The organism is Pseudomonas sp. MDT1-85 (assembly GCF_054898065.1).
This window is the reverse complement of record NZ_CM142715.1, coordinates 2,040,646-2,061,353: the sequence shown is the minus strand read 5'-3', so window position 1 is coordinate 2,061,353 and position 20,708 is coordinate 2,040,646. Positions and strand designations below refer to the sequence as shown.

Below are 20,708 nucleotides of genomic sequence, written 5' to 3'. Positions count from 1 at the left end.
CAGAGGCCCCGGAACCGCTTACAAAAAGACGGTTGGCAGCTCGGCAGGCGCAGGCTCAGACCTTGTTGAACAGGCCCAGCTGAGCAATCTTGCTGAAGGCCAGTTGCGAGGCCTGCAACATGGTTTGTTGCAAGGTCAGCCGGGTCATCACTTCCGCCGGATCGGAATCGCGGATCGACGACTGGGTCTGGGCGTTGGCCAGCTTCAGGCTCTGGTTGGTATCGCTCTGAGTATCCAGAGCAGCACCGCGACCACCGACAGAACTCAACGCACTGGACAGCTGATCGGTGCCGCTGGCCAGGTTGGCAATGCCTGAAGCCAGTGACGCTTGCAGTTTCTGAGTAGCGATCGGGTCACCGTTGGTTGGCGTATTCAATGCAGTTTTCAACTGACTCACGGTATCCAGGATGTTCTGGGTTTCGTGTGTATTGACCGCGATGCTGAACTGATCGTTGGCAGCCGGCGTACCGGTCAGGTTGAAGCTCACACCTGATGCGGTGGCGACGCTGCCGGCCATGGTGCCGCTAGACACTGGCTTACTGCTGGCCGTCAAAGGCGCTGCGTACAGTTCGAAGGCGGTGGCGCTGGTGAACTTGAGGATCGCCGAACCGGTAGGGAAACTGGCGTGGTAATTCACCGGGTTGGTGATGCTGCTGCTGGTGACCTGCGCCGCCGAAGGGTTGCCCGGGCTGGCGGTTGCGCTGAAGGTGTCCGGCTTGGCCGCCAGGGTAAACGTGTGGCCAGGCAGGACAGTCGCCGCCGTGTCACCAGCGCTCAGGTTGATGTTCAGGGTCAGCTCGACGCCACGGAAAGTGACGGCCTGGCCGGCCTTGTTGGCAGGATTGAAAGCGCCGCCCTGACTGGCTTCGGCAGTCACGTCGTTGCCGCCCGAGTCAGTGATTTTCAGCTGGGTGCCGCTGACGAAGTCCACGGTATACGGCTCGCCGCTGCGGAACTTGGCGTTGTAGGTGACGTTCGACGACACTTGGCCGTTGGACAGGGTTACGCGGCCGTCATCCACGACCGGAGCGGTCCGGGTGACCTCGCTGCGGCTGGTGTTGATCGCCTGCTGGAAAGCATCCCAACCGGTGCTGTTGGTGGCCATCGACATCGTGTCGCCGATCGCCAGGTCAAGCGTCACCTGGTCACCGTTGTAGCTGTAGGTGCCGTCGTTGTTGCGTGTGAACGGCACGGTATCGCCCTTGGAACCGGCGAAGATGTATTTACCGTTCTCGTCCTTGCTGTTCATCAGGCTCAGCAACTGCTCTTCAATCTGCCCCAGCTCCGCTGCGTTGGCCTGGCGGTCGGCATCGGTATAACCGGCGTTACCGGCGCCCACGGCCAATTCCTTGGCGCGCTGCAGCACGTTATTGATGCTGGTCATCACCGCTTCGGTAGTACCCAGGGTCGCCTTGATGGTGGTGGCGTTAGCTTCAAATTGATCAAGCATCGAAGCCTGCTGACCCAATTGCAGCAAACGCGCGGCACCGACCGGATCATCGGCCGCGGTATTGACGCGAATGAGGCTGCTGGCCTCTTCGCTACTCTTGACCACGTTGGCGAAATTCTTCTGATAGTTGGCAGCAGAGGACTCGTAAAACTGGGCGGTAGAAATGCGCATGGGCTACGACTCCTTAAAGACTGTTGATCAGTGTGCTGAAGATTTCCTGCGCAGCCTTGATGATCTGCGAAGACGCGGTGTAGTACTGCTGATACTTGACCAGGTTGCCGGTTTCCTCATCGAGGTCGACACCCGAGAGCGAGTCGCGCGCGCCCTTGGCGTTCGCCAGGATAGCGTCGGTCGCAGCGCTGTCGAGCTTGCCCTGGGCAGCCTTGGCGCCAACACCCGAGACCAGTTTGCCGTAGGCGTCGTTCAGGGAAATACCGTTACTGGCCGACCCGGTATCCACGGTCTGCTTGGTCTGCAAACCGGCCAGTGCAGTGCCGTTACGATTGTCCAGCGAACCCGGCTGGCTGAGCGAGACGTTGATCGCGGTACCGTTACCTGGCGAACCGGCCACGGTCATGTCAAACGACACGGTACGCTGCACGACTGGCGGTCCCGGATCATTGATCGCGGCACCGCTGGCGTCGACCAGTGGAATGGTCAGGCTCAGCGTATTGTTCTGGCCCGGCACAATGGTGCCGCTGCTGAGCGGGTTGCCTTGGGCATCGAGCATTTGGTAAGTCTGAGTCGTACCACCCGCCGCACCAAATACGATTTTGACCGGAGTCGAAGTCTTCAGACCGTTCTGGATCGCCGTGGTGGTCGCCGAATCGTAAATATCGAACTTCGTGGTCAGGGTCGGTTGACCGCTGGCCGGAATCGTCAATGTGCCGCTGCCACCGGGCGCGATGGCTGCACCCAACGGTACCGCGATGGCCAGACGCTTGGAGTCGGTCATCTCGGTCTTGATGTTGGTCGCCGCGTTGCGGGTCGGGGTGATCTTGAAGGTGTCGCCGGCGGCTGCGGTGCCACCGGTGAGCTTCATGGAGAAACCATCGATCACTGGCGGCGGCGTGGTCAGCGTGCTGAATGCGCCCATGGCGGTGCCTTCAGGCAGGCGCTGCACGGTGTAGTCAGTGGCAGTGGTGAAGGTGGCCTTGTAATCGTTAATGGTCAGCTTGCCGCTGTCCTCGATGGTCACATCGAAATTGCCCGAGCCCGCGCTGTTGCCGACTGTGGCAATGCTGCGCTGGGCCATCTGCGCGGCACTGTTGATGCTGTTGAACAGGTTCGAACCGAAGTCACCGTTCTTGTCGATGCCCTGGGCCTGGATGGTGTTCATCTGATCGGCAACGACCAGCGCTACGCGACCCAGCTCGTTCATGGCCGGGTCCAGCACGGTGCTGCGATAACGCAGCAAGCCGCCGATCTCGCCGCCGGTCATGATCGACGTGATATCGATGGTACTCGAACCGCGATTGAGCTGCAGTGCCAAGCGGCCCGGATCGTCTTTGCCCGGCACCACTTCGAGTTTGTTGACCGTGTTGCCCATGACCAGCGGCTGACCGCTGCCCAAATAAATGTCGAGGCTGCCTTCACGCTCCACCACTTGCGCACCGGTGAAAGTCGACAGTTGGCGTACGGTCTCGTTGCGCGCGTCGAGCAGGTCGTTGGGCATGCCGCCGGCGCTGGAAACTTCGGAGATCTTCTGGTTCAACTGAGCCACGGTGGCGGCCAGTTTGTTGACCTGATCCGCCATGTTCGTCAGGTTGCCGTTGATATTGGCATTCTGTTGCGTCAACTGGCTGGAGATCGAATTGAAGCGGTTGCTCAGGGCCTGAGCATCGCTGAGCAGCAGTTGGCGGGAAGCATCGTCGCCCGGCTTGGCATTGACGTTCTGTACCGAGGCGAAGAATTTGGTCAGGGCGCCATTGAGGCCGGTGCCGCTGTCCGAAAGCAGCTTGTCCAGTGGCGTCACCTGGCCCAGGTACGCGGCCGAATCACTGTTGAGCGAAGTGGTGGTCTGCAACTGCGCATCGAGGTAGCTATTGTATACCCGACGCACATCAGCCAGCGTTGTGCCGGTGCCGATGTAGACATTGCCGAACTGCTGCGAGGCCTTGGTGCCTTGCACTGTTTGCTGGCGTGAGTACCCGGCGGTGTCGACGTTGGCAATGTTGTTGCCGGTGGTCATCAACGAGGATTGGCCAGCGGCCAGACCCGACATCCCGATATTGAGCAAACTCATGGTTCAGACCTTAATCCTTGTGCCTATAAAGGCGTGGTGGAAACGCCCGCCGCAGCGTAGTTCTGGTAACTCGTCATCTGCTTGGCTATCTGCGAAATCTTGCTTGCGTAGTCTGGGTCGGTTGCGTAACCGGCCTTTTGCAACTCGCGTACAAACTGTTCTGGGTTATCGGCCGACTTCAGCACATCTTGATAGCGATTATTGCTTTGCAGCAGCGTCACAAGGTCATGGAAGCTGTCTTTGTAAGAGCCGTAGGAACGGAATTCGGCGGTCTCCTTGACCATCGCACCATTCCTGAATTCGCTGGTGATCGCCCGCGCCGAATCGCCCTTCCAGTTACTGCTGGCCTTGATGCCGAACAGGTTGTGGCTGCTGCTGCCATCCTGGGCGCGCATGACCGATTTGCCCCAACCGGTTTCCAGGGCAGCCTGAGCCACCAGGTAACGCGGATCGACACCGATACGGTCAGCAGCTTCTTTGGCCATCGGCAACATGGTGTTGACGAATTCGTCGGCGGAACTGAAGGCTTTCTTCGCCGGTGCCAGTGGAATTTGAGCAATGGCACGACCGTGAATCTGCAGGCTCCCGGTGGACGCTGCTTGTGCATTCGCCAGCCAATCGCCATTGAACAGAGGCCCCGAACCGGTGGTCGGGGTGCGTTCCGGCAATTGCGTGTTGTTGACCGCCGCTGTGGCGGTCGTCGCAGCGGATGACACCAGACCGGCCAGCAAACGATCGGCCAGTTTCGGTGGCAGCGCCAGACGCCGCTGATTGATCAGCGCCATGTCATTGCGATGAGCGCCCTCACCCGCACTTGCTGGCGTTTTCACCGAGCGCGAAGCCCACAACGGGCGCTCGCCATTGAGGCGCGACAGCGGCCCGTTGGTGGCAACCGTACCAGCGGCAATCGGCGTTTCCACGGCGGCTTTCGCGGCAGCTTGCTTGGCGGCAGACGCCGCCGCGGCCTCACCCGGCGCCATCGGTTTGTTCTTCGACATCTGGCGCATCAGCACGTCCGCCAGGCCGATACCGCCGCCTTCGCGGGACATGGAAACGGCCAACTGCTGGTCGTACATTTCCTGGTATTGCTTGGCTGCTGGTGTGTTGAGCGGGTTGTCCTGACCCAGCGCTTCGGTGGCCGAGCGCATGGACTTGAGCATTTCACCAAGGAACAGCGACTCGAATTCCTGCGCCACTTTGCGCATGTTCGTATCGCTGTTCTTGTCGCCGACCTTGAGCTGGTTAAGACGGTTCAGGTCCGAGTAGGAACCCGAGTCGCTGCTGCTGACCAGACCGCTTTTGCGCATATCCATGGTCGCCGTCCTCAGATCACAATCAGGTCGGCTTGCAACGCGCCGGCCTGCTTCAGCGCTTCGAGGATCGCCATCAAGTCACCCGGTGCCGCGCCGACCTGGTTCACCGCCCGGACGATTTCGTCGAGGGTGGTGCCCGGGCCGAACTTGAACATCGGCTTGGCTTCTTGCTGGGCATTGACCCGCGAGCGCGGCACGACCGCCGTCTGCCCGTTGGACAGAGGGCCGGGTTGGCTGACGATCGGGTCTTCGGTGATGGTCACGGTCAGGCTGCCGTGGGTCACCGCGGCCGGCGAAACCTTGACATTCTGGCCGATCACGATGGTGCCGGTGCGCGAATTGATGATGACTTTCGCCACCGCCTGACCCGGATCGATTTCGAGGTTCTCGAGGATCGACAAATAGTCGACCCGCTGGCTCGGATCGAGTGGCGCGGTCACACGGATCGAGCCACCGTCGATGGCCTGGGCAACGCCAGGGCCGAGCATGTCGTTGATCTTGTCGACGACGCGCTTGGCGGTGGTGAAGTCCGAACGGTTGAGGTTCAGGGTCAGGCTGTTGCCCTGATTGAAGCCGCTCGGCACCGCACGCTCGACCGACGCACCGCCGGGGATGCGACCGGCCGACGGCACGTTGACGGTGATCTTCGAACCGTCCAGACCTTCAGCATCGAAACCGCCGACCACCAGGTTGCCCTGAGCGATAGCGTAGACGTTGCCGTCGATACCTTTGAGCGGCGTCAGCAGCAAGGTACCGCCGCGCAGGCTCTTGGAGTTACCGATGGACGCTACGGTGATGTCCACCTGCTGACCCGGCTTGGCGAACGCCGGCAAGTCGGCGCTGATCGACACCGCCGCGACGTTCTTCAACTGCACGTTGCCCGAACCTGCCGGCACCTTGATACCGAACTGCGAAAGCATATTGTTGAAAGTCTGTAGGGTGAACGGGGTCTGGGTCGTCTGGTCACCGGTACCGTTAAGCCCGACCACCAGGCCATAGCCGATCAATTGGTTGGAACGCACGCCGGAAATACTGGCGATGTCCTTCAGTCGCTCGGCTTGAGCGTCGAAGGCTGCCGTCAGCAACAGGGCGCCCACCATCAGGTGTTTGAAGTTCAACATGCTCACCAGAATGGCCACCTAGAAAGGGAACAGCGGGCTGAGGAAGAAACGGTCGAACCAGCCTGGCTGACTCGCATCGGCAAACGCACCGGTGCCCGAATAAGTGATGCGCGCATCGGCGACGCGGGTCGACGGCACGGTATTGTCGGTGGCGATGTCATCGGCGCGAACAAGGCCGGCAATCCGCACCAGCTCATCACCGGTGTTGAGGGTCAGCCACTTCTCGCCGCGCACGGCGATGATGCCGTTGGGCAACACGTCGGCGACGGTCACGGTGATCGAACCGGTCAGGCTGTTGCTCTGGCCGGACTTGCTGTCGCCCTTGGTGGCGCGGTCACCCTCATAACCGACGTCCAGACTGAGGCTACCGCTGCCCACTGGATCACTGGTGCTTAGGCCGCCCCCGAAAAACGAGCTCAGACCGATGTCGGTCTTGCTGTTCTTGTCGATCTGCGAATTGGCATTCTTGCTCGCCTGGGTGCGCTCGTTCAGGGTGATGGTGATGATGTCACCGACCCGGAACGCCTTGCGGTCGCTGTACAGGTTCTGCTCGAAACCGGCCTGATAAATCGAGCCGTTATTGGCGGCAGCCGGCAGCGGCGTGCGCGGCAACACCGGGGCGTAGTAAGGGTCATTGGGCTTGGGCGGCGGGACGACACAGCCCGCGAGCACGACGGCCCCACTCAGTGCCAGAACAGATACAAAGCGATTCATGACCCTACCTCACGGTGTTGCAGGCGACCTCATGGCCGCCTCATAGACTTGATTACAGATTCTGCGTTACGAACGAGAGCATCTGGTCGGCGGTGGAGATCACTTTGGAGTTCATCTCGTAGGCGCGCTGAGTGGTGATCATGTTGACCATCTCTTCAACGGTGCTGACGTTGGACGTTTCCAGGGTGTTCTGCAGCGTGGTGCCAAAACCGGCGAGGCCCGGGGTGCCGACTTGCGGCGCGCCACTGGCAGCGGTTTCCAGGAACAGGTTGTTACCCACCGCTTGCAGACCGGCCGGGTTGATGAAGTCGGCGGTTTGCAGGTTGCCGATCACCTGAGAGGCCGGGTTGCCGGGAACGGTGACAGACACAGTGCCGTCACGGCCGACGGTGAAGGTCTGGGCATCGTTCGGAATGACAATGGCCGGCTCCAGGGCGAAGCCGCTGGCATTCACGATCTGGCCGTTGGAATCCAGGTGGAATGTACCGTCACGGGTGTAGGACGTGGTGCCGTCCGGCTGCAGAATCTGGAAGAAACCGCGACCGTCGATGGCCATGTCCAACGGCTGCTCGGTGGTTTGCAGGCTACCGGCGGTGAAGTTTTTCTGAGTCCCGACGATGCGCACACCGGTACCCACTTGCAGACCCGACGGCAATTCGCTGTCCTGGGTCGATTGGGCGCCTGGCTGGCGTTTGATCTGATACAGCAAGTCCTGGAACTCGGCGCGGTCACGTTTGAAACCCGTGGTCGAAACGTTTGCCAGGTTGTTGGAAATGGTGGTGAGGTTGGTGTCCTGGGCGGACAGACCTGTTTTGGCAACCCATAGAGCCGGAAGCATTCGATTCTCCTCGTGCGCCTGTTTTACGGCGCGACGTTCTGATAATTAGCTGATCTGCAAGACCCGAGCCATGGCCTGGTCATCGTCTTTGGCGGTGTTCATCATCTTGATGTGCAGTTCGAACTGCTTGGCCAACGCCAGCACCGAAGTCATTTCTTCCACGGCATTGACGTTGCTCGACTCCAGGAATCCAGACACCAGTTTGACGTTGGCATCGGCCTGCGCCGGCTTGCCATCCTTGGTGTGGATCGAACCGTCCAGGCCTTTGGTCATGTTCTTGAAGTCCGGATTGACCAGTTTGATGCGGTCGACTTCGGCCATCACGCGAGGGCCTTCGCCCATTGCACGGATGCTGATGGTGCCATCTTCGCCGACTTCGATTTGCTGCTCGGGCGGCACGGCAATCGGCCCGCCATTGCCTATCACCGGCATACCGTTGCCGGCACGTAGCACGCCCAGCGCGTCAACGTTCAGGCTGCCGGTGCGCACGTAGCTTTCACCGCCATCGGGGTTCTGCACGGCGATCCAGCCATTGCCCTGCACCGCGACATCGAGGTCACGACCGGTTTGCACCAGCGCACCTGGGGAGAAGTCGGTGGCCGGACGCTCGGTCATGGCAAACGCACGCGCCGGAAAGCTGTCACCAAACACTGGCATCGAACGGGCCTGTTCCAGGTCCTTCTGAAAACCGTTGGTAGAGATGTTCGCCAGGTTGTTGGCATGAGCCTTCTGCGCCAGTGCATTCTGGCTGGCGCCGGTCATTGCCACATAAAGGTACTTGTCCACACTCTTTCCTCTGCATGCCGGACGTTTGCCGCCCACCGCTGTACTGCTGAGCCATAAGCAATTTGCAGACCAACTTTTTTCTGGCGGCGCCGGGCCCGGCAAACAGAGGACTTGAGGGATTCAGAAGGGATTGGGGGAATGTGTAGAAGACGAAAAACCGGCGGTGTTCTGCCGCTTACGGCAAGCGTCGACCTCTAGGGCTCAACGCATGCGTGTAGCAGCTGCCGGCGCTAGCCCGGCTCTTTGCCGACTTCGTACTCACGCAACTTATTGGCAATGGTCGTATGGGAAACCCCCAGCCGCTTGCCCAGTTGCCGACTACTCGGATGCTCGGAGTACAAGCGCTCCAGTACGGCTTTCTCGAAGCGACCGACAATCTCGTCCAGCCCGCCCTCAAGGGAAAAATCGCCAAGCGGCTGACGCACGCCGTAGTCCGGCAGACGAATGTGCTCGGCTTTGACAGTCCCGCCGTCGCACAGGGAAACCGCTTGGAACAGTACGTTTTCCAATTGCCGCACGTTACCCGGCCAATGGTAATGACTGAGCCGTTCCATTGCCGCTGGGGCCAGTTTCGGCAACGGGCAACCGATCTGCCGACTGGCCTGATCGAGGAAGTGTTCCACCAGCGGCGCCAATCCGTCGAGGCATTCGCGCAGCGGCGGGATGTGCAGCGAGAGCACGTTCAAGCGGTGGTACAAATCCTGGCGAAACTCACCGCGAGCGCACAACTCGGACAAGTCCACTTGAGTCGCGCAGATCACCCGCACATCCAGATAGACCTCTTCATCGCTGCCGACACGACGGAAGCATCCGTCCTGCAGAAAGCGCAGCAATTTCACCTGCAAGCGCGGGCTCATTTCGCCGACACCATCGAGAAACAACGTACCGCCCGCCGTCAGCTCCAACAGCCCGAGCTTGCCTTCGGCCCGCGCCCCTTCGAAGGCGCCGGGGCCGTAGCCGAACAATTCGGTCTCGGCCATGGACTCCGGCAGACCGGCGCAGTTGAGCGCCATCAGTGGTGACTGCCCACGCGGGCTCGCCAAGTGACAGGCCCGCGCCAACAATTCTTTGCCGGTGCCGGTTTCGCCTTCTATCAATAGCGGCGCATCCAGCGGTGCCATGCGTCGCGCTTCGCGCACCACCGCCGCCATCACTTTCGAGCTTTGGAAAATGCTGTCGAAGCCGCGCAATTCCTGCTTGCGCACGTTATAGATGCGCTCGCCCACCCGGTCCGCCCGATGCAACGTCAACACCGCGCCGGCCATGGCCTCGCTTTCGTCATGCTCCGATTGCAGCGGCGCGATGTCGGCGAGAAACACGTCACCCTTGACCTTGACCCGCAAGCCGTTGATCCGCGATTTGTTGGCGCGCACCAGCTCCGGCAAATCGAAATCCTCGGCGTACCGCGACAGCGGAATCCCCGGCACCTCGTCCACCCGCACCCCGAGCAACTGCGCTGCTGCACGGTTGGCCGCGACGATGGAGCCGCCCATGTCGATCGACAGCACCGGAAACTCCAGGGCACCGAGCAAGGCGTTGAGCTCCATGTGCCGACGCTCGCTAGGCATCAGCCCTACGCGCTTGACGCCGAATACCCCGCCAATCGCCTCGAACTTCGGACGCAACGCCTGGAACTGAATGTTGATCAGGTTCGGGCAGTGCAGGTAGATCGCATTGCCGTGCTCACCGCCCACTTCGCCGCGAGCGACGTTGATCCCGTACTCGACCAGCAAGTTGAGAATGTCGCGCAGGATACCGATGCGGTTCTGGCAGTGAACTTTGATACGCATATAAAGGCCCGAAAAATGGTGAGTGAGGTTGATGCCGAGCGCACAACCTGTGGGAGCGGGCTTGCTCGCGAAAGCGTCGGACCATCCAACATTGATGTATCAGACAGACCGCCTTCGCGAGCAAGCCCGCTCCTACAGGGATACCTGGTAGACCGACGTATTTTTCTGCCGAGGCACTCAAATAGTCGTCAAGATTATGTGACACCCGTGCGCCATTTCAAACCCGCAAATATCAATACTTGCGCCATAGCAGCCAATCCGTAACGAATACTTTACGAAAAGTGCTGATTTTTCCTACATGCAACGACGATCACCTGCTGCAACACCGCACGCCTTGGGGTATTTCTAGGTCTATAGCTGTACACACAACAAGAACGGATCCCCTAGCAGGAGAGCAGCATGAAGCAGACGCAATACGTGGCTCGCGAGCCCGATGCGCAAGGTTTTATCGAATACCCCGCCGAAGAACACGCGGTGTGGAACACGCTGATCACTCGCCAGCTGAAAGTGGTCGAGGGCCGTGCGTGCCAGGAATACCTGGACGGTATCGAAAAACTCGGTCTGCCTCACGACCGCATTCCGCAACTCGGTGAAATCAACAAGGTCCTCGGTGAAACCACCGGCTGGCAGGTTGCCCGAGTCCCCGCACTGATTCCCTTCCAGACCTTTTTCGAATTGCTGGCGAACAAGCAGTTCCCGGTGGCGACGTTTATTCGTACCCGCGAAGAGCTGGATTACCTGCAAGAACCGGACATTTTCCACGAGATCTTTGGCCACTGTCCGCTGCTGACCAACCCCTGGTTCGCCGAATTCACCCACACCTACGGCAAACTTGGCCTACAGGCCTCCAAGGAAGAACGCGTGTACCTGGCGCGCCTGTACTGGATGACCATCGAGTTCGGCCTGGTCGACACGCCACAAGGCCTGCGCATCTACGGTGGCGGCATTCTGTCCTCGCCCAAAGAAACCGTTTACTGCCTGTCGGACGAACCAGAGCATCAGGCCTTCGATCCGCTGGAATGCATGCGCACGCCGTACCGCATCGACATTCTGCAACCGCTGTACTTTGTCCTGCCGAGCCTCAAGCGCCTGTTCGATCTGGCCCACGAAGACATCATGGACATGGTCAAGCAAGGTATGCAGCTGGGGTTGCACGCGCCGAAATTTCCGCCAAAGCCCAAAGCGGCCTGAGCAGATCCCGCTCGCGACTTGCGCGCAAAAATAGTAATTTCCAACAAGAATCGAATTCAGGAACACACCATGAACGCTCTGAACCAAGCCCATTGCGAAGCCTGCCAAGCCGGCGCCCCTCAGGTCAGCGACGAAGAATTGCCGATCCTGATCAAGCAGATCCCTGACTGGAACATCGAAGTCCGCGACAGTGTGATGCAGCTGGAAAAAGTTTTCCTGTTCAAGAACTTCAAACACGCGCTGGCATTCACCAACGCCGTCGGCGAAATCTCCGAGGCCGAAGGTCACCACCCAGGCCTGCTGACCGAGTGGGGCAAAGTCACCGTCACCTGGTGGAGCCACTCCATCAAAGGCCTGCACCGCAACGACTTCATCATGGCCGCGCGCACTGACGAAGTGGCCAAAGACGCCGAGGGCCGTAAATAATGCATTTCGACGCCATCGGCCGAGTACCCGGCGATCCGATTCTCGGCCTGATGGAGGCCTATGCGCTGGACCCTGACCCACGCAAATTTGATCTCGGCGTGGGTGTCTATAAAGACGCCCAGGGCCTGACGCCAATCCCCGAAGCGGTGAAGCTCGCCGAGCAGCACCTGGTGGAGCGTCAATCCACCAAGACCTACATCGGCGGTCACGGCAATGTAGCGTTCGGCAAAGTCATCAACGAGTTGGTGCTTGGCGCTGATTCGGCATTGATCGCCGAACAACGGGCCGGCGCGACTCAAACACCGGGCGGCACTGGCGCGCTGCGTTTGAGCGCCGACTTCATCGCCCAATGCCTGCCGGGCCGTGGCGTATGGTTGAGCAACCCGACCTGGCCGATCCACGAAACCATTTTCGCGGCGGCCGGGGTCAAGGTCAGTCATTACCCGTATGTGGGCAGCGACAATCGCCTCGATGTGGAAGCGATGCTGGCGGTGCTCAATGAAGTACCCAAGGGCGATGTGGTGCTGCTGCATGCCTGCTGCCACAACCCGACCGGTTTCGACCTGTCCCATGACGATTGGCGTCGGGTGCTGGACGTGGTGCGCAGTCGCGATTTGCTGCCACTGATCGACTTCGCCTATCAGGGTTTCGGCGACGGCCTGGAGCAAGATGCCTGGTCGACCCGGTTGTTTGCCGCCGAGTTACCGGAAGTGCTGATCACCAGTTCCTGCTCGAAGAACTTCGGTCTGTACCGCGACCGCACCGGCGCACTGATTGTCTGCGCGAAAACCGCCGACAAGCTGGTGGATATCCGCAGCCAACTGGCCAACATCGCCCGCAACCTATGGTCGACGCCACCGGATCATGGCGCCGCCGTGGTTGCGACCATCCTCGGCGATCCAGAGCTGAAAAGCCGCTGGGCCGACGAAGTGGAAGCCATGCGTTTGCGTATCGCGCAGTTGCGCAGCGGTCTGGTCGAAGCGCTTGAACCCCATGGCTTGCGCGAGCAATTTGCGCACATTGGTGTGCAACGCGGGATGTTTTCCTACACCGGTTTGTCGCCAGAACAGGTCAAGCAACTGCGCGAACGCCATAGCGTGTACATGGTCAGCTCAGGCCGGGCGAACGTGGCAGGGATTGATGCGACGCGTCTGGACTTGCTGGCCGAAGCTATCGCTGACGTCTGCAAGTAACCATCAAGCACTGCAAGTCCCCCTGTGGGAGCGGGCTTGCTCGCGAAAGCGGAGTGTCAGTCGACATCATCGTTGCCTGACACTCCGCTTTCGCGAGCAAGCCCGCTCCCACATTTGCAGGGTGTCGCCCTCTCTTGCTGACCTGTCTAGACAATCCCATCCGTCGCAACAATTGGATATAAAAGTCTATTTGTCATTTCTCCTGCTGTATCCTGCGCAGGCTTTTTTAAAAGCGCGGATCTACCAGATCTATCAACAGACTTAGCGAGGAGCGCGAACATGCACGAGATCCCTAATCTCCCCTTCCCAAGCCTGCACGAAACTGAGCAGACAACCACGCAACAAGCCGGTGCCCAACAGCCCGAGACGAAAGAAGCACCTGAACGCCGCCAGGCCGACAGCGAAGACTGATACACCCGCACGAACAGACCGTGTGGAAAGCGCTAATATGCGCTTTCCACACCGCCTGAACCTTGAGCCCTCTCCATGACCGATGAATCCAGCGCTACATTCAACGAAGCTCAGGCCAGCGTCCTGATCGGCACCGCCGAGAAGATGATCGAGATCTGGAACCGCCTTTCCCCCGAGAAACAAGCCGCCCTGCTGGCCCGCTTCGGCAGCGAAGAAAACGCCCTGGCCGCCCTGGTCACGACGCAATTGGTTGCCCCCGCCAAACCCTGACTCACTCCGTCCGGCAAATAGTTTTACTTTTCCACGCCCCGCGACCGCCCCCGCCGCTATCATAAGCAGCCTATCTATCCAGCTGCCCCATGGACCTTTTACCATGTCAGAAACCCAGCGCCCCATGGCGGTCACGCTGCAAGTCGTTTCAATCGTCCTGTTCACGTTCATTGGTTACCTGAATATCGGCATTCCCCTGGCCGTATTGCCCGGCTACGTCCACAGCGACCTCGGTTTCGGCGCCGTGATCGCCGGGCTGGTGATCAGCGTGCAATACCTGGCCACCCTGCTCAGTCGCCCTTACGCCGGGCGCATCATCGATAACAAGGGCAGCAAACTGGCGGTGATGTACGGCCTCGCCGGCTGCGGTTTGAGCGGTGTGTTCATGTTGATTTCGGCCTGGACCCAAAGCCTGCCGACGTTGAGCCTGATCAGCCTGTTGATCGGCCGACTGGTGCTCGGCAGCGCGGAAAGCATGGTCGGTTCCGGGTCGATCGGCTGGGGCATCGGCCGGGTCGGCGCGGCGAATACCGCCAAAGTCATCTCCTGGAACGGCATCGCCAGTTACGGCGCACTGGCGGTTGGCGCACCGTTGGGGGTGCTGCTGGTGAGTCAACTGGGTTTGTGGAGCATGGGCGTGAGCATCGTGCTGTTGGCCGTTCTGGGCCTGGCGCTGGCCTGGCCAAAAACCGCTGCACCGATCGTTGTCGGCGAACGCCTGCCGTTCATGCACGTGCTGGGGCGCGTGCTGCCTCACGGCTGCGGTCTGGCCTTGGGCTCCATCGGCTTTGGCACCATCGCCACATTCATCACCCTGTATTACGCCACTCAGCAGTGGTCCAACGCGGTGCTGTGCCTGAGCCTGTTCGGCGCCAGTTTCATCGGTGCGCGATTGCTGTTCGGTAACCTGATCAACCGCCTCGGCGGCTTTCGCGTGGCGATTGCCTGCCTGTCAGTGGAAACCCTCGGATTGTTGCTGCTGTGGCTGGCACCCGATGCCCATTGGGCACTGGCTGGTGCGGCGCTGAGTGGTTTCGGTTTCTCGCTGGTGTTCCCGGCATTGGGCGTGGAAGCGGTCAACCTGGTGCCCGCCTCCAGCCGTGGTGCGGCAGTCGGGGCATACTCACTGTTTATTGATTTGTCGCTGGGGATTACCGGACCGCTGGCGGGTGCAATTGCGGCTGGATTCGGGTTTGCCTCGATCTTCCTGTTTGCCGCGTTGGCCGCGCTGAGTGGCTTGGCACTGAGCGTTTACTTATACCGGCAAGCGCCGAAGTACCTTAATGAAAAGCACCGCGAAGAACGCGACGCCCGTTAAAAATCGACCTTGCCGCGTCCAGCCTTGATGCTGCCGCGCTTGGTCTTGGATTCGAGCCGACGCTTCTTCGAACCGAGGGTCGGCTTGGTCGGGCGGCGTTTCTTTTCCACTTTGGTGGCGCTGAGGATCAACTCGGTCAAGCGCTCCAGCGCATCGGCGCGATTGGCTTCCTGCGTGCGGTATTGCTGGGCCTTGATGATCAACACACCTTCGCTGGTGATGCGACTGTCGCGCAGCGCCAGCAGCCGTTCCTTGTAGAACTCAGGCAAGGACGAGGCCGGAATGTCGAAGCGCAAGTGCACGGCGCTAGAAACCTTGTTGACGTTCTGCCCACCGGAGCCTTGCGCACGAATGGCCGTCAACTCGATCTCGGCATCCGGCAGATGCACGTTGTTGGAAATCACCAGCATGGAAAAAAAAGTCCGATATCAGGACCGCCAGAATACCTTGTAGGAGCGAGGCTTGCCCGCGAAGAACGATAACGCGGTTTGCCTGATGAACCGCGGCGTCTTCTTCGCGGGCAAGCCTCGCTCCTACAGGACTATGTATGGAACCCATAAATGACAAACCCGGCACATGGCCGGGTTTGTTGTTTCTGCGCTTTGCACTTACTTGGCAGCGGAACCTGCAGCTTGCAATGCATGCCGATCACGACGCTTGTTCTTGATGCCGTAGCAGATCCACATGAAGGCAACCCACACCGGAATCGCGTACACCGAGATCTGGATGCCCGGGATCAGCAGCATCACGCCGAGGATGAACACCACGAACGCCAGGCAAACATAGTTGCCGTATGGGTACCACAGGGCCTTGAATAACGGCGTCTGTTGGGTCTTGTCCATGTGTTGACGGAACTTGAAGTGCGAGAAGCTGATCATCGCCCAGTTGATTACCAGGGTGGCCACCACCAACGACATCAACAGCTCCAGTGCATGTTGCGGAACCAGATAGTTCAGCAGCACCGCGACCAGGGTCACGGCAGCTGACGCCAGGATCGAACGCACCGGTACGCCACGCTTGTCGATTTTCGCCAAGGCCTTCGGCGCATCGCCCTGCTCGGCCATGCCCAGCAGCATGCGGCTGTTGCAGTAGGTGCCGCTGTTGTACACCGACAGGGCCGCGGTCAGGACCACGAAGTTAAGGATGTGCGCGGCGGTGTTGCTGCCGAGCATCGAGAACACTTGCACGAACGGGCTACCGCTGTAGGCATCGCCGGACGCGTTCAGAGTCGTCAGCAGACTGTCCCAAGGGGTCAGCGACAGCAGGACCACCAGCGCACCGATGTAGAAAATCAGGATCCGGTAGATCACTTGGTTGATGGCTTTCGGGATCACGGTTTTCGGCTTGTCGGCTTCAGCGGCGGTGAAACCGAGCATTTCCAGGCCGCCGAAGGAGAACATGATGATCGCCATGGCCATCACCAGACCGCTGACGCCGTTCGGGAAGAAGCCACCGTGCTCCCACAGGTTGGTCACAGAGGCTTGCGGGCCGCCGTTGCCGCTGACCAGCAGATAACTGCCCAAGGCAATCATGCCGACAATCGCCACAACCTTGATGATCGCGAACCAGAACTCGGTCTCACCAAAGACTTTGACGTTGGCCAGGTTGATCAGGTTGATCAACACGAAGAATCCGGCTGCCGAGACCCAAGTCGGGATGTCCGGCGCCCAGTAGTGGATGTATTTGCCGACCGCGGTCAGCTCGGACATGCCCACCAGAATGTACAGAATCCAGCAGTTCCAGCCCGATAGAAAACCGGCAAAACCGCCCCAGTATTTGTGGGCGAAGTGGCTGAAGGAACCGGCGACCGGCTCTTCGACGATCATTTCGCCGAGTTGGCGCATGATCATGAAAGCGATGAAGCCGCAAATGGCGTAGCCGAGAATCATCGACGGGCCGGCGGATTTGAGCACGCCGGCCGAGCCAAGGAACAACCCGGTACCGATCGCGCCACCGAGGGCGATCAGTTGAATATGGCGATTTTTCAGGCCGCGTTTCAGCTCGCCTGAATGCGAGTTTTGTCCACTCATGAAAAGGGTCTCACGCAAGGTTTGATGATGTTCAGTAGACGTTGCTGCTCGGTTGCGATTTCAAGCAGCGCCGATCAAACCCCAGCGCAGGCACCAGGAGTTCAGCGTTTTTACGACAGTCATGCGTCACCTGTTTGTTTTTATCTGTGACGAAATCGAACCCGACACGCTCGTGACGCGGCGGAGTGAACAAGGCGGGTGGCCTTGAAGTTTGCGCTGTTGCGCAGAGGGTCACAGTTAAAACGCGGCGCATTGTACACCTGTAACCCCCTGCTGCCAGACACTGCTGGATCAGCGCGTCGGTTGCCGGGATTGCCTGTGTCCGCCTCGAGGGTCTCGGGCGACTGCAGAAATTGAGTCAGACCTTTGCAGGTCATCGATGGGAGCGGCGGAAAAATCGCTCCACGGAGAGAGGTAAAGACGAGCCACGGCGTTCATTGCGCCTCCTTCTTGTTATGCACCTGCACGACAGGCATGGGGCGCATCTCACCCTTCCTGCGCTGCCGAAACAAGCGTGCCAGAGCCCTTGAAGACTACAAACTCGTCGGTTGGCGGAAGGTTTTCCTTACAGACCTTTCACTCGCGGCATTCCACGGGGTTTAAGAGCGCTTTGCGTAAGGTTTTATTGACAAGGCGTAACGTAACTTTTCCAAATCAGATCCATAAGCCCACTGACTGTAAATTGACGATAGGAAGCTTCCTAAGGAAATATCCTGCTTAGTTTTCTGTTTTTTATTAAGAAAATCGGCTTTCGAAAAATGGAATAAATAGTTCAAATGGAAATTGTTTAATTATTTTTTTGCATTCTAAAACCCTGTGAACTAGGTTTTCAGCGACTTGCCGAGCCGCATCGACCGGCACGTTGACGCGCTCTTCAACGAGTGAAAAGCACGCCACTGTTCTTACCAAAAGTGTTCTTACCGAAGCTGTTCTTACCGAAGAAATCATCTAGGAGATTCACCATGCAAGCACTGGACAAAGACTTGGACACTGAACTGCAACTGGACGATTGGTTTGAAGCACCGACCCATGAAGCCGCCGTCGAAATGATGCAAGCCGACGCGGTTGTTCCGTTCGGCACGGCGATGTGGCCTCTGTAAGACATCCCGGCAGGCATGATCCGGCCGGTGGTGCCTGCCACTTTCTCGGTTTGTCAGGGAGGACTACATGGATAAGCAACGCGCCATCTCGCATTTCCTTTACTACCTCGAACACCACCCTGCCGTTGCCGGTATCAACCCGGTGAAGGTCTTGCTCGGCCATACCGCTGATTACGAGGCACACACCTGCGCCATCGCCGAACAGGCCGGTAACAGCCCACGGTTCAGGTTCAGCGCGATGCGTCTGGACCTCGAACCCACCGAATTGCTGACCCAGGCGATTACCGACAGCGATCTGTACATTTTCTTCTACGACTCTTCCACCCTGCCCAACCCGCGTCCCGATGGCCCGGAGTTTGTCCGCGCGCTGCAAGGCGTGATGGCGCAGAACTGGAAGAAGTCGCTGCTGTTCAAGGATTACGGCGATTATTTCTACGACACGTTCAGTGTCACCCCGCAGCGAATTGCCGGGTTGAACAGCCACTTGATCCAGCGCATGTCCCACGCCACTACCCTGAGCTTCAAAGATGATCATGGGTCGTGGTTCGAAACACCCTTGAGCAGTATCAAGAAGTGGACCGACATCAACGGTATCGGCAACTTCGACCTGGCGCCCGGTGAGATCGCTACTCATAGCGAGACCATTAATGGGCGGGTGAAGTTTATCGGGACTTTCCTCAGTACGATTCCATTTGCCCGCAAGTACGGCGTATTGGCGTCACCGCTGGAGTTGTGGATCGAAAACTCTTCCATCAGCAAAATCGCCACCGACGTGCCGGGACTGGAACATGACTTCAACAAGTACCTGGACGCCAATCCGTCCAATCGGCGAATCGAGGAGTTGGGGATCGGCACCAACGAAGGCGTGAAAGAGTTGTATGCGCGCAATGCGGGGTTCGAGGAGCGCCATTGCGGCTTGCACCTTGGGCTGGGCGGTGGCGCCAAGGGCAGCCATCATTTGGACCTGATCTTCTCCAGTGGCGTGTTGGCGCTGGATGACGACCCGGTGTTTGATGGGCGGTTTGTTTTCTAGCATCCAGTTTTTGCGGTGATGCGGCCAATGCCTTCGCGGGCAAGCCTCGCTCCTACGGGATTGTGGTGGTCGCGAAGGCGGCGCCGAATCTGTAGGAGCGAGGCTTGCCCGCGAAGAGGCCCTAATAAACACCACACAACTAAGACCAGCCCCCAAAAAAACGCCATCCCGAGGGATGGCGTTTTTCATGCAGCGCTTACCGATTACTCAGGCTTGCGACGACCAAAGCCTGGACGCTGGCCGGAACCGGCTGGCGCGCCGCGACGCTTGCCCGATGGCGCGTCACGGTCGACCAGCACGATACCTGGGCGTTTTTTCGGCGCCGGCTTGGCCGGGCGCTTGGTGTCCGCCGGGCGGTCTGCCACGGGCGTACCACGGCCGGCAGGCGCGCCGCGATCGCCACGACCACCGGACGGAGCGCCACGACCTTCGCCGCGCTCAGTGCGACCGTTGGCTGGACGCGGCGTACGTGGGCCGCGCTCGCCGTCCTGACGTGGCGCTGGCTTGCGGGCCGGGCGCTCGCCTTCGATCTGCGGCTCGCGGGATTCGCGCGGGCTGGCAGCGACCGAACCAGCGGCTGGACGCAGGGTACGCACGCGTTCGGTCTTGCCCACCGGACGGGACGATTTGCGCTGCATACGCTCAAGCTTGTCTTTGCTCTTGGCGTTCATTTGCGGCATCGCCACTGGGGTCAGGCCGACTTCAGCACTGAGAATGTCGACTTCGTACTGGCTCATTTCGCGCCAGCGGCCCATCGGCAGGTCGGAGTTGAGGAACACCGGACCGAAACGCACGCGCTTCAGGCGGCTGACCACCAGCCCCTGGGATTCCCACAGACGACGGACTTCGCGGTTACGACCTTCCATCACCACGCAGTGGTACCAGTGGTTGAAACCTTCGCCACCCGGAGCCTGTTTGATGTCGGTGAACTTGGCCGGGCCGTCTTCGAGCACCACGCCTGCCTTCAGGCGTTCAATCATCTCGTCGTCGACTTCGCCACGTACACGTACCGCGTATTCACGGTCCATTTCGTAGGAAGGGTGCATCAGGCGGTTGGCCAATTCACCGTCGGTGGTGAACATCAGCAAACCGGTGGTGTTGATGTCCAGACGACCAATGTTGATCCAGCGACCTTCTTTCGGGCGCGGCATCTTGTCGAACACGGTCGGACGACCTTCGGGGTCGTTACGGGTGCAGATCTCACCGTCGGGTTTGTTGTACATGATCACGCGGCGTACCGACTCGGCGGCTTCTTCGCGTTTGATCACCCGGCCATCGATGGTGATGGCGTCATGCAGGTCGACACGCTGGCCGAGGGTGGCATCTTTGCCATTGACCTTGATGCGGCCGTGGCTGATCCAGGCTTCTACGTCACGGCGCGAGCCGACGCCGATACGGGCAAGGACTTTCTGCAGCTTTTCGCCTGCTGGGCCGATTTCCTGGTCGTCTTTCTGGTCGTTGATACTCATCTGGGCACCT

General features: G+C 59.6%; 19 protein-coding genes. 8 read left to right on the top strand and 11 right to left on the bottom strand.

Going from position 1 to position 20,708, the window contains the following annotated elements; genetic code table 11:
* Window positions 1-55: 55 nt before the first annotated feature.
* The 8 genes from ACYZT2_RS09320 to ACYZT2_RS09285 form a co-directional block, all read right to left on the bottom strand.
* The gene (locus ACYZT2_RS09320; RefSeq protein WP_461971568.1) at window positions 56-1,621 is read right to left on the bottom strand and encodes a flagellar hook-associated protein 3; all 1,566 of its coding nucleotides are present in this window, start codon (window positions 1,619-1,621) and stop codon (window positions 56-58) included.
* 13 nt (window positions 1,622-1,634) lie between these two features.
* Window positions 1,635-3,695 (bottom strand): flagellar hook-associated protein FlgK, encoded by a 2,061-nt coding sequence (gene flgK, locus ACYZT2_RS09315; protein WP_461971567.1) that lies wholly within the window; start codon window positions 3,693-3,695, stop codon window positions 1,635-1,637.
* Between the two features lie 23 nt (window positions 3,696-3,718).
* Window positions 3,719-5,008: a flagellar assembly peptidoglycan hydrolase FlgJ gene (flgJ, locus tag ACYZT2_RS09310; RefSeq protein ID WP_461971566.1), complete on the bottom strand. Its 1,290-nt coding sequence runs from the start codon at window positions 5,006-5,008 to the stop codon at window positions 3,719-3,721.
* Window positions 5,009-5,019: 11 nt separating this feature from the next.
* Window positions 5,020-6,129, bottom strand: a complete 1,110-nt coding sequence (locus ACYZT2_RS09305; RefSeq protein WP_461973048.1) for a flagellar basal body P-ring protein FlgI — start codon at window positions 6,127-6,129, stop codon at window positions 5,020-5,022.
* An 18-nt stretch (window positions 6,130-6,147) separates the two neighbouring features.
* Window positions 6,148-6,843 carry a flagellar basal body L-ring protein FlgH gene (gene flgH, locus ACYZT2_RS09300; RefSeq protein ID WP_461971565.1) on the bottom strand — a complete coding sequence of 232 codons (696 nt, stop codon included), beginning with the start codon at window positions 6,841-6,843 and terminating at the stop codon, window positions 6,148-6,150.
* A 52-nt stretch (window positions 6,844-6,895) separates the two neighbouring features.
* Complete coding sequence (gene flgG, locus ACYZT2_RS09295; protein WP_461971564.1) at window positions 6,896-7,681, bottom strand: flagellar basal-body rod protein FlgG; 786 nt, start codon at window positions 7,679-7,681, stop codon at window positions 6,896-6,898.
* A 45-nt stretch (window positions 7,682-7,726) separates the two neighbouring features.
* Window positions 7,727-8,467: a flagellar basal body rod protein FlgF gene (locus ACYZT2_RS09290; RefSeq protein WP_131061636.1), complete on the bottom strand. Its 741-nt coding sequence runs from the start codon at window positions 8,465-8,467 to the stop codon at window positions 7,727-7,729.
* Between the two features lie 230 nt (window positions 8,468-8,697).
* Complete coding sequence (locus ACYZT2_RS09285; RefSeq protein WP_123720667.1) at window positions 8,698-10,257, bottom strand: sigma-54-dependent transcriptional regulator; 1,560 nt, start codon at window positions 10,255-10,257, stop codon at window positions 8,698-8,700.
* 399 nt (window positions 10,258-10,656) lie between these two features.
* On the opposite strand from ACYZT2_RS09285, the gene phhA reads away from it, so the two are divergent.
* The 6 genes from phhA (at window position 10,657) to ACYZT2_RS09255 (ending at window position 15,066) form a co-directional block, all read left to right on the top strand.
* Complete coding sequence (phhA, locus tag ACYZT2_RS09280) at window positions 10,657-11,448, top strand: phenylalanine 4-monooxygenase (RefSeq protein WP_461971563.1); 792 nt, start codon at window positions 10,657-10,659, stop codon at window positions 11,446-11,448.
* Window positions 11,449-11,517: 69 nt separating this feature from the next.
* On the top strand, window positions 11,518-11,874 hold the full coding sequence (locus tag ACYZT2_RS09275) for a 4a-hydroxytetrahydrobiopterin dehydratase (protein WP_461971562.1): 357 nt from the start codon (window positions 11,518-11,520) through the stop codon (window positions 11,872-11,874).
* On the top strand, window positions 11,874-13,067 hold the full coding sequence (locus ACYZT2_RS09270) for an amino acid aminotransferase (RefSeq protein WP_461971561.1): 1,194 nt from the start codon (window positions 11,874-11,876) through the stop codon (window positions 13,065-13,067). Before ACYZT2_RS09275 ends, ACYZT2_RS09270 begins: the two co-directional genes overlap by 1 nt.
* Window positions 13,068-13,346: 279 nt before the next feature.
* Window positions 13,347-13,478 carry a hypothetical protein gene (locus ACYZT2_RS09265; RefSeq protein WP_007902501.1) on the top strand — a complete coding sequence of 44 codons (132 nt, stop codon included), beginning with the start codon at window positions 13,347-13,349 and terminating at the stop codon, window positions 13,476-13,478.
* Window positions 13,479-13,553: 75 nt separating this feature from the next.
* Window positions 13,554-13,748, top strand: coding sequence for a hypothetical protein (locus tag ACYZT2_RS09260; RefSeq protein ID WP_461971559.1), 195 nt, complete (start codon window positions 13,554-13,556; stop codon window positions 13,746-13,748).
* A gap of 103 nt (window positions 13,749-13,851) precedes the next feature.
* On the top strand, window positions 13,852-15,066 hold the full coding sequence (locus ACYZT2_RS09255) for an MFS transporter (protein WP_461971558.1): 1,215 nt from the start codon (window positions 13,852-13,854) through the stop codon (window positions 15,064-15,066).
* Here the strand turns inward: ACYZT2_RS09255 and arfB are convergent.
* Both arfB and ACYZT2_RS09245 read right to left on the bottom strand, forming a co-directional pair.
* The gene (gene arfB, locus ACYZT2_RS09250; protein WP_461971557.1) at window positions 15,063-15,476 is read right to left on the bottom strand and encodes an alternative ribosome rescue aminoacyl-tRNA hydrolase ArfB; all 414 of its coding nucleotides are present in this window, start codon (window positions 15,474-15,476) and stop codon (window positions 15,063-15,065) included. The two genes, ACYZT2_RS09255 and arfB, sit on opposite strands and share 4 nt — an antisense overlap.
* 198 nt (window positions 15,477-15,674) lie before the next feature.
* Window positions 15,675-17,096, bottom strand: coding sequence for an amino acid permease (locus ACYZT2_RS09245; RefSeq protein WP_461971556.1), 1,422 nt, complete (start codon window positions 17,094-17,096; stop codon window positions 15,675-15,677).
* A gap of 962 nt (window positions 17,097-18,058) precedes the next feature.
* On the opposite strand from ACYZT2_RS09245, the gene ACYZT2_RS09240 reads away from it, so the two are divergent.
* Window positions 18,059-18,196 carry a hypothetical protein gene (locus tag ACYZT2_RS09240; protein ID WP_007938535.1) on the top strand — a complete coding sequence of 46 codons (138 nt, stop codon included), beginning with the start codon at window positions 18,059-18,061 and terminating at the stop codon, window positions 18,194-18,196.
* A 67-nt stretch (window positions 18,197-18,263) separates the two neighbouring features.
* Window positions 18,264-19,229, top strand: coding sequence for a M29 family metallopeptidase (locus ACYZT2_RS09235; protein WP_461971555.1), 966 nt, complete (start codon window positions 18,264-18,266; stop codon window positions 19,227-19,229).
* 203 nt (window positions 19,230-19,432) lie between these two features.
* On the opposite strand, the gene rluB is transcribed toward ACYZT2_RS09235, so the two are convergent.
* Window positions 19,433-20,698 carry a 23S rRNA pseudouridine(2605) synthase RluB gene (gene rluB, locus ACYZT2_RS09230; RefSeq protein WP_461971554.1) on the bottom strand — a complete coding sequence of 422 codons (1,266 nt, stop codon included), beginning with the start codon at window positions 20,696-20,698 and terminating at the stop codon, window positions 19,433-19,435.
* Window positions 20,699-20,708 lie beyond the last annotated feature (10 nt).